This window comes from Arthrobacter sp. W4I7, from assembly GCF_030816215.1.
Lineage (GTDB): Bacteria > Actinomycetota > Actinomycetes > Actinomycetales > Micrococcaceae > Arthrobacter > Arthrobacter siccitolerans_A.
Window position 1 is genome coordinate 3,974,846 of sequence record NZ_JAUSXU010000001.1, and the last position, 13,518, is coordinate 3,988,363.

The window sequence follows — 13,518 nt, forward strand, 5'->3', positions numbered from 1 at the left end:
CCGGCCAAATGTGTTCGACCGCGCTCCGATTCGGGATGTCTCCGATGGATGCCGTCCGAAAGACACCCTTTTCGGGACAATTCCACCGCGCACGCCACGGTGTTTTGTCCGGAAGAGGGTGTATGGCCAGTCCAGCGTGGGGCCGGTGCCGGCTGGGAGCTGCGGCAGGAGGTGGGCGTTCGACGCGACCCGACGAGCGGCTCGGTCCCAAGCTTTTTCGCGGATCAGAATCTTCAAGGCAAGGATTTGCGAACAAGCTTCAGAAGACAGCCGAATGACCCCTACCTCGGGTTAGCCTGAACCCCGACTGGGGGTTAGCGGCCCGGGTTAAAGAAGAAAAGCACCAGTTCCGAAGAACTGATGCTTCCCAGTGGTGGCTCCGACCGGCGTCGATCCGGTGACCTTTCGATTTTCAGTCGAACGCTCTACCAACTGAGCTACAGAGCCTAGGTGACTTGTCACCATGAGTGCCGGAATTTCTTCCAGCAATCAGAGCGACCCTGACGGGACTTGAACCCGCGACCTCCGCCGTGACAGGGCGGCGCGCTAACCAACTGCGCTACAGGGCCTTGCGTTTCTTGCTTTCACAGTATCTCTACCGCTTTTTTCAAGGCTTCCAGCCTACCAGACTTTTTTAGCCTGCCTGACCAGTTCCTTGCGTACCCCCAACGGGATTCGAACCCGTGCCGCCGCCGTGAAAGGGCGGTGTCCTAGGCCGCTAGACGATGGGGGCCAGAACCCGTTCGGAACAAAATAAAAGGCGTAAAGCTTGGCTTTGCGTCTTTGTCCTTTGCGTTTCTCCGAACTGGACTCTAAAACTATAGGGCTTAGTTCGGAATATCCAAAATCGGCCAAAAACACCGTGTCTGAACCCGAAACACAGGTGAAGATGGACTGATGGATGCCGTTGCAGCACTCAATGAGATTGCCTTCTGGCTGGAGCGCGGGCGCGCTGCCACCTTCAAGGTCCAGGCCTTCCGGAAAGCCGCGGCGGTGATCGCCCCGCTGCCGCCGGAGGAAGTGGCGGCCCGGGTCCGGAACGGCCGGCTGAAATCCATGAAGGGCATCGGCGACCGGACCTACCAGGTCATCCGGGACGCAGTGGAGGGCCAGGTCCCGGACTACCTCGCCGACCTCCGCGAGAAAGGCGCCCAGCCCCTGGCGTCCGGCGGCTCCGCTATCCGGGAGGCGCTGCGTGGCGATCTGCACAGCCACAGTGAATGGTCCGACGGCGGATCCCCCATTGAGCTGATGGTGGCGGCCGCCGGGGTGCTCGGGAGGGAGTATGTCGCGCTGACGGACCACTCCCCCAACCTCACCATCGCCAACGGGCTCTCGGCAGAGCGCCTCCTCCAGCAACTGGATGTGGTTGACGCGATCAATGCGGGAGACCACCCGGGCATGGACGGACAGCCTGACCACAAAGTACAACTGCTGAGCGGCATCGAGGTGGACATCCTCGAGTCCGGTGAGCTGGACCAGGTTCCGGAACTGCTGGACCGCCTGGACATCGTGGTGGCAAGCGTCCATTCCAAGCTTCGTGCCGATTCAAAGACCATGACCCGGCGCATGCTTGGCGGTATCCAGGATCCCCACACGAATGTGCTGGGCCACTGCACCGGCCGCCTGGTGGAGGGATCGCGAGGGACGCGTCCGCCGTCGGACTTCGATGCCAAAGAGGTGTTCGCCGCGTGCGCCGAACACAATGTGGCCGTCGAGATCAACTCCCGGCCGGAGCGCCAGGACCCGCCGGATGCGCTGATCCAGCTGGCGCTGGAAGCAGGGTGCCTGTTCTCGATCGATAGTGACGCCCACGCGCCCGGCCAGCTGGACTTCCTGCAGTACGGCGCCGAACGCGCGGAACGGAACGGTGTCCCGGCCGAACGCATCATCACCACCTGGCCAGTGGAACGGCTGCTGCAGTGGGCGGGATCTCCTTTGCCGCAACTTCCGTGAATCTTTGGCAGGAACTTGGCTAGACATGGCCGATTTCCGCCAGCCTGGTGTCCCTGCCCCCAGCTACATTGGCAGCATGGCATCAACCACCCGCGTCAGCTCAAGCGTTCCTCCGCCTCTTCCATCCCGCACCAGGGCCCTTGGAGTGGCGGCCATGGTCACGACGGTGGTGCTGTGGGCGTCGGCCTTCGTGGGCATCCGGGCCATCGGCCCCCACTTCTCCCCCGGTTCCCTGACACTCGGCAGGCTGGCGGTTGCCGCCGTCGCACTGTCCCTGCTGGTCCTGCCCCAGCTGCTGAAGAGCCGGCTCCTCCCTAAAGGCCGCGAATGGTCGCCCATCCTCGCCTATGGCGCGATGTGGTTCGGCGGGTACAACGTGGCGCTGAACGCTGCGGAGCACGTGCTGGACGCCGGAACCAGCGCCCTGCTCATCAACGTGAACCCGATCCTGGTGGCCGTCATGGCAGGGATCTTCCTCAAGGAAGGCTTCCCCCGCTGGCTCATCATCGGAAGCCTGGTTGCCTTCGCCGGCGTGGCGCTGATCGCCTGGGGTTCCGGCCAGCCGTCCCGGTCGGGGGAAAGTCCGACGGCGGATGTTGCGGGTGTGCTGCTCTGCCTCTTGGCCGCCGTGCTCGCCGCAGTCAGCGTCATCATCCAGAAGCCTGTGCTGCGCAAGTTTCCCGCCGCTCAGGCCACCTGGTTCGGGATCCTGGTGGGCGCCTTATGCTGCCTGCCGTTCACAGGCCAACTGGTGGCCGAGGTGCAGGCCGCACCGCCTGGGGCGACGATGGGACTGGTCTATCTCGGAGTCTTTCCCACGGCGATTGCCTTCACCACCTGGGCGTACGCGCTCTCGCTGATCGATGCCGGCAAGCTCGCAGCCACCACCTACCTGGTGCCCGGCACCACCATCCTGATCTCCTGGCTCCTGCTGGGCGAGATCCCCACCGCGCTCGGAATGGTCGGCGGCCTCGTTTGCCTGGTTGGCGTGGGCCTGACCCGGCGCAGGTCCCGGCCGAGGACCCGTCACGATGTTGCAGGACAGCCTGCAAGACCAGCGGCGGAGCAGGCTGCTGGGCCAACTGCAGGACCAACGGCGAGGCAAGCCCCAGGACCAGTTCCGGGACGCGAGGCCAAGCGGAGCACTTCCCGCTAAAGTCGGAGTATGCCAGCCAGCCTGCCGCCGGGCCTGCCCACTATTCCCGAAGGCCCCAGCGAGCCCCTGCATGCCACCGGGCCCGTCCACTTCGCCCCGTCCCAGGCGTTCAGGATGTCCGCGGATGAGTTTGAGACTGCTGTCCAGGACGCGCTGGATAGCATCCCCGAAAAGCTGGCCCAGGCCATGGACAACGTGGCGGTGTTCATTGACGACGACTATGCGCCTCGGCCCGGGGAGGACCCGGACACGGTCCTGCTGGGACTCTATGAGGGGGTGCCGCTGACGGAACGGGACTCGTGGTGGGACGCCGGCTCGCTGCCGGACCGCATCACCATATTCCGTGAACCCATCCTGGAAATCTGCGGGTCGCGCGAGGACGTTATCCACGAGGTGGCGGTCACTGTGGTCCACGAAATTGCCCACCACTTCGGGATAGACGATGAGCGGCTGCACGAGCTCGGCTGGGGCTAGCCTTGTAGGCATGGGACACAACCACAGCCACACCCCTGGGGTTACCGCAACGGGCCGGCACCGCAACAGGCTGGTGGCCGTCCTGGCCATTACACTGGCCGTGGTCCTGGTCCAGGTGGCGGGTGCCGCCCTCTCGGGATCGCTGTCCCTGCTCGCTGATGCGGGGCACATGCTCTCGGATGCGGCCGGGGTGACCATTGCGCTGTTGGCCGCCTGGATTGCCGGCCAACCGGCAAGCGACCAGCGGACCTACGGGTACCAGCGCGCCGAAGTGCTCGCCGCGCTGGCCAACGCCTTGATCCTGATTGTGATCTCAGTGGTTATCTTTAGCGAAGCGATCCGCCGGATCGGGGCGGCGCCCGAGGTCCAGACGGACATCATGCTGTACGCCGCCATTCTGGGTGCCGCCGCGAACCTGGTGTCACTGCTGATCCTCCGGGGCGGGCACAAAGAGAGCCTCAATGTCCGCGGCGCCTACCTTGAAGTGCTGGGCGACTTGCTCGGCTCCTTCGCCGTTATTGCCGCTGCCGTGGTCATCATGGTCACCGGGTTCCAGGCCGCGGATACGATTGCCTCGGTGCTGATCGCCCTGCTGATACTTCCCCGAGCCTGGAGCCTGCTGCGTGATGTTGTGGATGTACTGCTGGAAGCCAGCCCCAAGGGCGTGGAAGTGCAGATGATCCGGGAACACATCCTGTCCGTCGAGGGCGTCTCGGACGTGCACGATATCCACATCTGGACCATCACGTCCGGCGTCCCGGTCTTTTCAGCACATGTGGTGGTGGAGGACGGCGTGCTGACCGCACGGGGCGCGGACCAGTTGCTGGACAAACTGGTCACCTGCCTGGGCTCCCACTTTGATACCGACCACTGCACCTTCCAGCTGGAACCGGCCACCCACTCCGAACACGAAGCGCACCAGCACGCCTGACCGGGCCGTTCCTATCATTCCCGGATTCCTTGGATCCGGGCAGGATTGAAGCCTTTCAGCAAGCGCCTTTTCCAGATCCAGGGGCACCCATCTTGTGACACGCCGCTCGGCATCCAACTCCGACAGTGTCTTGTGGTTACTGTTACTGAGGTGACTTTTGTTGCCAAAGTGCAGCAGCGTCGCGTAGCCTCGGACTGCTGGGGAGCAGGCCAGGGGCATCGCCCTGCCGCGGTCAGGACCTCCCGGCCCTACCGTTTCGAGGTTTCCGCCGATGGTTTTGACTGGATCCAGGCGCAAGGCTGCCGTGCTGGCTGCCGCCGTCGTTCTGAGTGCAGCGCTGGCAACTCCGGCAGGTGCTGATGCCGCACCGCTCGCACCGCACATTGCCGTTCCTGCCGCTCCCGAAGTACCTTCACCGGAGGACATCGCCGCAGCGAAAGCCAGCGAGGCAGCCACAGCGGACCAGGTGGCTAAAATCGAGCGGATTTTGGACGCCGCCGCAAGCGCCCAGCAGACGGCATTCGCTGCAGCAATGCAAGCCAACAACGCCTACAGCGAGGCATTGGTGGAGCTGGAGCAGCGTTCATCAGCCGTGGCAGTTGCGTCGGCGAAGGCTGCAACTGCCCGGGAGCAGCAGGACAAAACCCGGAAACAGGTGGGACAGCTTGCCAGCGACCTCTACCGCAACGGCGGGCTGAACCCCTCCCTGGGCACCTTCGTAAGCGGCGACGGTGAAACCCTGCAGCAGGCCGCCACCCTCCAGGCGATTTCTGCCAGCCGGAGCCGCACCTTTGAGGCCGCCGATGCCGCCGCCCAGGTATCAACGTCGCTGACCGCAGCTGCGAAGGACGCCACCAGGGCGGCCGACGACGCGGCACGCACGGCCGAAGCCCGCAAGACCCGGGCGGAGGAGGCCAAGGCTGCCCAGGCCAAAGCCGTGGCGGACGCCAAGGCTCAGCGCAGCCTCCTGGTGGACCAGTTGGCCGAGCTCCGGAACACCACGGTGGCACTCGAATCCGCGCGCGTGGATGCGCTGGACCGGCAACGCGAGGAAGCCCCGCCGGCGGCAGCCTTCGCAGCCGCAGCCGAGCAGGCTACCCGGGAACAGGCAGCTGCCCCGGGTGATCTTCCTGCCGCTCCAGCGCCGGCCGCTGCGGCTCCCCCACAGGCCCCAGCTGCACCCCTTCCGGCGCCGGCCCCCGCTGGACCCGCGCCGGCACCGGCATCCGCCCCCGCACCTGCTCCTGCACCCGCCCCCGCTCCTGCTCCTGCTCCTGCACCTGCGCCCGCCCCCGCGCCGGCACCTGCTCCTGCACCTGCACCTGCGGCGCCAGCCCCCGCGCCGGCACCGGCGCCCCCTCCGGCGCCGGCTCCGACGCCTGCTCCTGCCCCCTCGAGCGGGAGCGGGACCTATGAGGCCGCCATCTCGGTGGCCCTCAGCAAGGTGGGCGCTCCTTACTACTACCAATACGGAGGTGCCGGGCCCTACGGATTCGACTGTTCCGGGCTGGTACAGACAGCTTTCGCAGCGGCGGGAAAGTACCTTCCGCGCACCGCCGCCCAGCAGTACGCTGCCGCTCCGGTCCACGTTCCCATCTCACAGGCACGGCGGGGTGACCTGCTGGTGTGGGGATCGCCGTCGAACTTCTACCACGTTGCCATTTACCTCGGCAACGGCCAGGTGGTGCAGGCGCTCAACCCGCAGGAGGGTATCGGAGTGACCCCGCTAAGCGCCATGGCAGGCATGGAGCTCTATTCATACGCTGCCCGCTACTGACCCTGCCTGCCATAGCACCCTCTCCCCAATGAGGCTCTGCCTGCAATCGGGTGAACATCAGCTCAAGATGTCCTTGGTGACAAACCGTCCGTAGGCGAGCGCACCGAAGACGGCAACATAGCCCGCCTGGAGCCAGGCGTTGTCCACAAAGGAGTCCCAGAGCACGGGCTGGCGGAGCAGGTCACCAAAGCCCAGCCAGTAGTGGCTGAAGAGCCACGGATGCAGCCACTCCAGCTGCGGCAACTGGTCAAGGACCTGGGACACCACGGAAACCACCACAGTGGCAGCCATGGCCCCCACGGGGACCACCGTGAGCGTGGACAGGAACAGCCCCACCGCGGAAAGTCCGGCCAGGGAAACAGCCAGGTACGCGGCGATCAGCAGGATGCGCAGCGCAGCCTCCGGAGGCTCGATCAGGTCCCCGGACAGCAGCGTCACCGGGCCGACCGGGAAAAGTGCCGCCCCGATTGCGGCACCGACCAGTCCAACCGTGAAAGGCGCGGCCAGGCAGAATGCCAGCGCTGCCGCGTACTTCACCAGGAGCAGCCGTACCCGGCCCGTCGGGGCAACCAGCAGGTATCTGAGCGTTCCGAGGTTGGCTTCACCAGCGATGGTGTCCCCTGCCACCACGCCCACCGTGAGCGGCAGGAACAAGGGAACGGACACCAGCATGGCGGTAAAGGCGACGAACAGGCCGTTCTGGGTGATGCGGTCCAGGAATGCCGGCCCGCGCCCGGCCGGAACCGCCGACGAGATCCTTACGGCCACGGCAATCAGCACCGGGATGGCGGCGAGCGCCAGCAGCAGCGCCCAGGTGCGGCGGCGCACCATCAGCAGCCGGAGTTCCGAGCGCAGGAGGGAAAGGCCCGCTCCGCGCTGCCGTGCGGACATCGCCGGCGCGCGGGTTAGTCGGGTGCTCTGTGAATGTGCGCTACTGGGCAACGTCGAACCCCTCCCCCGTCAAGGCAACGAACCTGTCCTCAAGGCTTTCCCGTTCCACGGCGAATCCCCTGACCCGGACATCGGCCTGCACGAGGCCCGCCACAATTTCCTCAGGGGCGATGCTTCGATGGGCCGTGCTTCCAGGGGCCGTGTTTCCAGGGGGCGTGTTTCCAGGGGCTGTGTTTCCAATATCCAGTGCCGCCGTGACCATCTGGCCGTCCGACTGCGCTGCTGCTTCCTCCGGCACCAGCCCCAGCCGGGCGAGTATTGCCATCGCTGCCACGGCGTCAGGCGTCAGGAGGCGGATGCGGGTACTTCCGCTCCGACGCAGCTCCTCCAGCGGCCCCTGGGCCACCAGCCGGCCCGCACTCATCACGGCCGCATGGGTGCAGATCTGTTCCACTTCGGCCAGCAGATGGCTGGACACAAAAACGGTGGTTCCGTCTGCCGCGAGGGACCGGACCAGGTTCCGGACTTCCCGGGTGCCTTGCGGGTCCAGTCCGTTGGTGGGCTCGTCGAGGACCAGCAGTTCGCGGGGCGAGAGCAGGGCGTTAGCGATACCCAGCCGCTGCTTCATGCCCAGGGAGTACGCGTGGACCCGTTTGCCTGCGGCGTGCCCGAGCCCCACCCTTTCCAGGGCCTGGTTCACCCGTGACGAACGGGTGGCGGGCGCCGCATGCCGGGTGGCGGCGTCGAGGCGGTGGAGGTTCGCGGTTCCAGAGAGGAACGGATAGAAGGCCGGGCCCTCCACCAGCGCCCCCACATGCGGAAGGACCTCCTGGAACCGGCCCGGCATTTCCATTCCGAGCAGCCTGACAGTTCCTGCGGAGGCCGCGGCCAGGCCCAGCAGCATCCTGATGGTGGTGGTCTTGCCCGAGCCGTTGGGGCCCAGGAAGCCAAAGACGGCTCCTTGGGGCACTGCGAGGTCAAGGCTGTCCACGGCCAGCTGCTGCCCGAACCGCTTGGTCAGCCCCTGCGTCTCGATGGTCAGCCCGTACGTCCAGGATCCGGGGCCCCTCGCGGCCCCGGTCACGGAGCCGCGGATGCGGCTTGCAGCCTCTCCGGCGGAACCATGCCCGCGAAGATCCGGCCGTCGTCGGTGAGCAGGACATTGAACAGTGCGGTGGAAATGAGGCGGCCGCCAGGAACGGCGACAGCGGCCTGGGCCAGCAGCGGACTGCGGGTGAGCAGAGCACTGAGGTTTGAGCCGGCGCCGCTTTCCGCCGGGACTTCCACTACCGTTTCCCAGCCGGAGCCGGACAGGTGGCGCCCGGCCTTGTCCTGGGCGCTCTTTGCCAGGAGGTCCGGAGTTATATACGTTCCCGGGGATTCGGGAGATGCTGAACCGGGAGTGCCAGCGCGGTGGTGGAACTGCAGTTCCTTCACCGTGCTGCCGGTTGGCGGGGTGAAGTTGAATAGGGCCGCGTCCGGCGCTTCCAGTGAAAGGCTGGTGAATCCGGCACTGAAGGCCGGCTCGGCAGCGCCGCGTGCAGTGACCTTCACGGAGAGCGGCATGCCGTTCTCCGCGTCGACGGCAACGGCTACTTTGTCCACCAACGTGCCCTCAGTACGGGGTTCAAGCAGCAGGTTGTAGGCACGGCGGCCGGCGGTTTCAACGTCAGCACCCACAGTCACGGCAGTACTGCTGTCCGCTGCCGCCAGGAACTTCTCCGCCAGCTCCTCCGGCGTGTGCGGAACCCGCATGTCGGTCCGGGGCCCGTCGGCAGAGGGAGTTCCGTTCGCGTCCGGGGCCGGCCTGGCCGGTTCGGTTTGGGAAGGGTCGGTCTGGGACGGGTCCGTCAACGGCAGGTCACGCGCGTGGTCCGGCAGGGTCAGGTGCGCGGTTGAGTTGTCCTTGGACGAGTAGAACCAGACGTCGTTGCCGTGGCGGATGATGTCCCGTTCCGCGAGCCGGTCCACCACTTGGATCCGGGCCTTGGTTATGCCGTCCACAAATACCCGCGCCGTGTGCCCGCCGCTAAGGAACTCCATGAGTGACGCCACGGCGTCGGCTGATGCGGGACCGGACGTGGGGGGTGTTGCCGGCAGCTCCGGCAGCCCCAGCTCCGAGGTCTGTTCGAGGGTGCCTGAAAACGTGTGCGGCTTGTGCGCAGCGAGCAGGGCAATGACTTCTGCCGGGGTTTTGGCGGGCAGGGGATCGCCGGCCCGTGCGGGTATGGTTCCCGCCAGCAGCCCGGCGGCGATCATTGATGGTACGGCCACCGCGGGGACCCAGCGCAACCAAGGGCGGCCCATGACGCGCTTCACGCCGCGGTCCCTGAGCCGGTGGCTGGTCCCGTGGTTTGTCCGGTGGTTGATGGTCTGGTTCATTGCCGGTCGTCTCCGTCCTTGGAGCCCATAGTCCAAGGGTACGCCTCAGGATCGCTCCCTACACCCGCCCGGGCCGTCCCCAAGGTCTACGTGGGCGCCACGGTTCCCGCACCGCCGTCGACCGTTATTTGCTGCCCGGTGGTGAGCCGGATTGTGGCCTCGGGAACTCCCACTACGGCTGGGATGCCATACTCCCTGGCCACCACGGCACCGTGCGAGTTGGGTCCGCCCATCTCCATCACCAGGCCCCCGGCGGTCAGGAACAGCGGGGTCCAGCCGGGGTCGGTGGACGGCGCCACCAGAATCTCCCCGGGTTCAAGATGCGCCCCGACGGGGTCCAGGATGACCCGGGCCGGAGCTGTAACTGACCCGGCTGAGGCCGGGCTGCCGCTCAGCGCACCGTCGGCCGTTCCGGCGCGGGCGGCGTACAGCACTTCGGGCTCGGTGCCATCGGAGAGCAGGACCCTGGGAATGTGCCGCCTGCCCAATTCGCTGGAATATGCGGCGCGCCGCTCCCCCACGAGTTCGCGCAGGTTGCGGTGCTGGCCGGTCCCATCCGCGTTGCTGCGGCCCAGTGCCTGCCGGAGCTCATCAAATTCGAGGAAGAAGACGTCCTCCCCGCTGTCGAGCCGGCCGTCGGCCGCCAGTCCGGCTCCCACAAGGGCCAGTTGCTTCCGTACTTCCGCAAGTCCCAGGACCAGCTGGTACTTGGGCAGTTCCCGCAAGCCGGCGAACAACCTGGTACGTTCCAGGGCCGCGCGAACAAGCAGGCCCCGCAACCTGCCGCGCGTGCGTGCCTCGGCTGCAAGCCGATCCACTGCTGCTTCCGCTTCCGCTGCTGCCCGGCTGAACTGGGCGTCCGGGGCCATGTCCGGATCTGTCAGGCGGAGGTAGTTGGCCAGGACACCGAGGATGTATGTGGGATCATCTGACCACCTCGGCATCCCCACGTCGATCTCGGCCACGGCACGGTGACCATACCGGGCGAGGAACCGGGCCAGGCCTGCGTGCAGTACGGGGGGAAGGCTTCCGCCGCGGAAGTCCGCCGCAAGCCGGGACGGTTCCCGCGTCTTCAGGGCCTCGCGCGCTTCGCGGTCGTCCTTCATGGCCGAAGCCAGGCGCCAGAGCTCGAGGTCCATTTCGGTGGTCACATTCTGCGGCAGGCCGCGGAGAACCTTCTGCAGTTCCTCCCCGCGGCCGGCGCCGCCCAGCAGCTTCCCGGCGGCCCAGAGCGCCGCGAATCCCAGCGCAGGCAGGGGCAGGATTGCCGGAACGATCGTAAAAAGCCGGCTTCCCAGCAGCTGCTCGGCGTGGTCCAGACGTTCCAGGGGACCCGCTCCTGCGTCCAGTTCCAGGTGGCCGGCGAACTGGCGGGTGAAACGGTCAACACGGCGGAGCACCGCCTTGGGCATTAAAAGCCCGCGGAGCACCGTTTCCGGGACCCGTGCATGTACCGCGGCCGGCAGGACATGGCGCAAGAGTCCAAACGGGGTCGTCCGGGTCACCGAAAACCGCGGGTCCTCGAAAACCTGGCGCAGCACCGTGGCGGACCGGGCCTCCATCACATCGAACACGCGCGGCAGGATGCGGCGGCCAGCGGTACTCCGGACCGGTGTAGTGACGTCGACGTAGGCGCGCTGGGCAGCCTCGGCATATGGTGAAGGACCACGGCGGGGATCAGGGACTGCAAACCCTGCGGCCCTGGCCACGGAGGAGCCAATGAGCCGCAGTGACGCCAGCCCCATGGGAGTGAGGGGACGGGTCAGCCCTTGGGCAAGGCTGAAGCACAGGTACACCCTGGTTCCCCCGCCGGCGGCCGAACGGCTTTCGGGGACCGGGTACAGGGTGGTGATGGGCCGGGACTGCGTCAGCCAGAGCGCACCGGTGGTGTCGATGGCCCACTCCGTGTCCTGCGGCGCTCCGAAGTGCCGCTCGGCCTGCAAGCCCAGGGCTGCGAGCTCCAGTGCCTGTCCGTCGCTAAGGCTGGAGGCGTCTGCCCCGCCCTGCACGCTGTGGGTTTCCGTTCCACCGCGCCGGGCCTGGTCCGAATGGCCACGCGCTTATCGCCCAGCTTCCGCTCAAGGACGCGCTTTGTTGCCGTGTCCACTACGAAGTGATCCGGATTGACCGCCCCGGAGACCACGGCTTCACCGAGTCCCGGAGCGGCATCGATGACGGCTTCCCGCCGCCTTCCCGTCAGTGGGTTGGCGGTGAACATCACCCCGGCTGCTGCGGCGTCAACCATCCGTTGAATCACGACGGCGAGGGCTACTTCGGGGGGCGCGATCCCCAGGGCGGCGCGGTAGGCCACTGCCCGGTCTGTCCAGAGGGACGCCCAGCAGTTCCGGACTGCCTCAAGGACGGCATCGGTTCCGATGATATTCAGGTAGGTGTCCTGCTGGCCGGCGAAGCTGGCGAAGGGCAGGTCCTCGGCCGTAGCCGAGGACCGGACCGCCACCGGGGTCTCCTGCCCCAACGCCAAGTAGGCCTGTTCCACGGCCTCGGTGATGTTGGGCGGCACCGGTGCGCCGCGGATTGCTTCACGTGCCCGGCCAGCCATCGCGGCAAGTTCCGTGGCCTGGCTTGCTTTCCCCTGCAGTGCTTTTTGAAGGTCACCGAGCTGCCGGAGGACTCCGTCATGGACCGTGGCGGTGGCCTCCTTGTACGCCTCCGTGGTCAGGCAGAACCCGTCGGGCACGGGCAGCCCCGCTGTTATCAGTTCACCAAGATTGGCTGCCTTGCCGCCCACCAGCGGAAGCATGCTGCGGTCGAGATGGCTGAGGCGGACCACCAGGGCATGGCCGCTTTCCCCGCCCGGTTGGCGGGGCTGCTGCCCCGCCTCTCCTGAATAGTAGGCAGCCATGGCGGCGCTCCGTGTGGCAGGACCGGATCAGGCTGCGCCGAGGATGGGCCCAAAACGTGCCCGGTCGGCCAGCCGGGGATCCTCACGGTCCGGAACCACCATCACAGGGCCCTTCGCATGATGGAGGATGCCATCCGACGTGGAACCCAGGAGCATGCCCGTGAAGCCGCCGCGGCCGCGGGTACCCACCACCACCAGCTCAACATGGCGGCTGGCGTCCACCAGCACATCCACCGGAGAGCCGTCCAGCAGTTCGCATTCCGCCGAAAGGTTGGGGTAGTGGCTCCTCAGCCAGGCCATGCCGGCGTCCAGGGTCACCTGGATGTCGGCGAAGAGCGCCTTCCGGTCCATCGGGGCGGGGACCCAGGCCAATGAGCCGCTGTATTGCGGCACGGCGCACACCACGCGGAGCGAGGCGCGCAGCCGCTGGGCCTGGTCCGCCGCTTCAAGCACTGCAACACGGGCCTGCTCCGAGCCGTCAACGCCCACCACCACCACATTGTCCACGCGCTGGTGCCCGGCCTTGGCCTGCTCGGCCCTGATGCGCCTGTCCTCCGTCGTTTCGCCAAGGCGGTCCGAACACACCAGGGGCACCGTGACTGTAGGGCATTTCGCATGCGCCGGCAGCGCGCTGCTCACAGAACCCAGCAGCCTGCCCACAAAGCCGCCCCTGCCCCTGGTGCCGAAGACCAGGAGTTCCGCCGTCCGGGATATCTCCAGCAACACACCCGATGCATCCCCGTTCTCCACGGAGGCGCTGACGTCGATGTCGTACGCGGAAACCTTCTCCAACGCCTGCTTGACCACGGCTTCCGCGCCCTCGCGGATCACCGAATCGTCCACCGTGGCGTATCCGCCGTCCAGTCCCGAGGCGGCGAAGATGGGCACGGAATAGGCGGTCACTATGTGCAGGGGGCGGCGGCGGCGGCGGGCCTCCCGGGCCGCCCAGACCAAAGCGCACTGGCCATGGTCCGATCCGTCCACGCCAACAACAATCCCGTCGGGAGCGGCAGGAGCGCCACCGCTGTCCCGCGCCGGGTCCGGATGCAACTCTTGTGCGCCCATGGGGCCGCCTCCTTGCGATACTG

The 13,518-nt window shown here is 66.8% G+C and carries 11 protein-coding genes and 3 tRNA genes; 5 read left to right on the forward strand and 9 right to left on the reverse strand.

Translation table 11 applies throughout. The features are described from left to right. Positions 1–371 precede the first annotated feature (371 nt). The 3 genes from QF047_RS17980 to QF047_RS17990 form a co-directional block, all read right to left on the reverse strand. Positions 372–447, reverse strand: a tRNA-Phe gene (locus QF047_RS17980). Positions 448–495: 48 nt separating this feature from the next. After that, positions 496–569 (reverse strand) — tRNA-Asp (locus QF047_RS17985). A 91-nt stretch (positions 570–660) separates the two neighbouring features. After that, a tRNA-Glu gene (locus QF047_RS17990) sits at positions 661–733 on the reverse strand. A gap of 164 nt (positions 734–897) precedes the next feature. Here QF047_RS17990 and QF047_RS17995 point away from each other — a divergent pair. From QF047_RS17995 to QF047_RS18015, 5 genes are all read left to right on the forward strand, one after another. Further along, positions 898–1,956: a PHP domain-containing protein gene (locus QF047_RS17995; protein ID WP_307279844.1), complete on the forward strand. Its 1,059-nt coding sequence runs from the start codon at positions 898–900 to the stop codon at positions 1,954–1,956. Between the two features lie 76 nt (positions 1,957–2,032). Next, complete coding sequence (locus QF047_RS18000; RefSeq protein ID WP_307279846.1) at positions 2,033–3,112, forward strand: DMT family transporter; 1,080 nt, start codon at positions 2,033–2,035, stop codon at positions 3,110–3,112. Positions 3,113–3,121: 9 nt separating this feature from the next. Further along, the gene (locus tag QF047_RS18005) at positions 3,122–3,586 is read left to right on the forward strand and encodes a metallopeptidase family protein (RefSeq protein WP_307279849.1); all 465 of its coding nucleotides are present in this window, start codon (positions 3,122–3,124) and stop codon (positions 3,584–3,586) included. Positions 3,587–3,596: 10 nt separating this feature from the next. Then, positions 3,597–4,517: a cation diffusion facilitator family transporter gene (locus tag QF047_RS18010; RefSeq protein ID WP_307279851.1), complete on the forward strand. Its 921-nt coding sequence runs from the start codon at positions 3,597–3,599 to the stop codon at positions 4,515–4,517. Between the two features lie 271 nt (positions 4,518–4,788). Further along, positions 4,789–6,294, forward strand: a complete 1,506-nt coding sequence (locus QF047_RS18015; protein ID WP_307279854.1) for a C40 family peptidase — start codon at positions 4,789–4,791, stop codon at positions 6,292–6,294. A gap of 57 nt (positions 6,295–6,351) precedes the next feature. Here QF047_RS18015 and QF047_RS18020 read toward each other — a convergent pair whose 3' ends face one another. The 6 genes from QF047_RS18020 to QF047_RS18045 all read right to left on the reverse strand — a co-directional run bounded on the left by QF047_RS18020 (position 6,352) and on the right by QF047_RS18045 (position 13,495). Continuing rightward, positions 6,352–7,185, reverse strand: a complete 834-nt coding sequence (locus tag QF047_RS18020; protein WP_307279857.1) for an ABC transporter permease — start codon at positions 7,183–7,185, stop codon at positions 6,352–6,354. 40 nt (positions 7,186–7,225) lie between these two features. Continuing rightward, positions 7,226–8,269, reverse strand: a complete 1,044-nt coding sequence (locus QF047_RS18025) for an ABC transporter ATP-binding protein (RefSeq protein WP_307279859.1) — start codon at positions 8,267–8,269, stop codon at positions 7,226–7,228. Continuing rightward, positions 8,266–9,567, reverse strand: coding sequence for a hypothetical protein (locus QF047_RS18030; RefSeq protein WP_307279862.1), 1,302 nt, complete (start codon positions 9,565–9,567; stop codon positions 8,266–8,268). The genes QF047_RS18025 and QF047_RS18030 overlap by 4 nt, the downstream gene beginning before the upstream one ends. Before the next feature lie 86 nt (positions 9,568–9,653). Next, a complete protein-coding gene (locus QF047_RS18035; protein WP_307282042.1) occupies positions 9,654–11,531 on the reverse strand; it encodes a PEP-utilizing enzyme in 1,878 nt (625 codons plus the stop codon). Next, positions 11,435–12,430 (reverse strand): PEP/pyruvate-binding domain-containing protein, encoded by a 996-nt coding sequence (locus tag QF047_RS18040; RefSeq protein WP_307279864.1) that lies wholly within the window; start codon positions 12,428–12,430, stop codon positions 11,435–11,437. The genes QF047_RS18035 and QF047_RS18040 overlap by 97 nt, the downstream gene beginning before the upstream one ends. 27 nt (positions 12,431–12,457) lie before the next feature. Next, positions 12,458–13,495 (reverse strand): universal stress protein, encoded by a 1,038-nt coding sequence (locus QF047_RS18045; protein ID WP_307279867.1) that lies wholly within the window; start codon positions 13,493–13,495, stop codon positions 12,458–12,460. Positions 13,496–13,518: the final 23 nt, after the last annotated feature.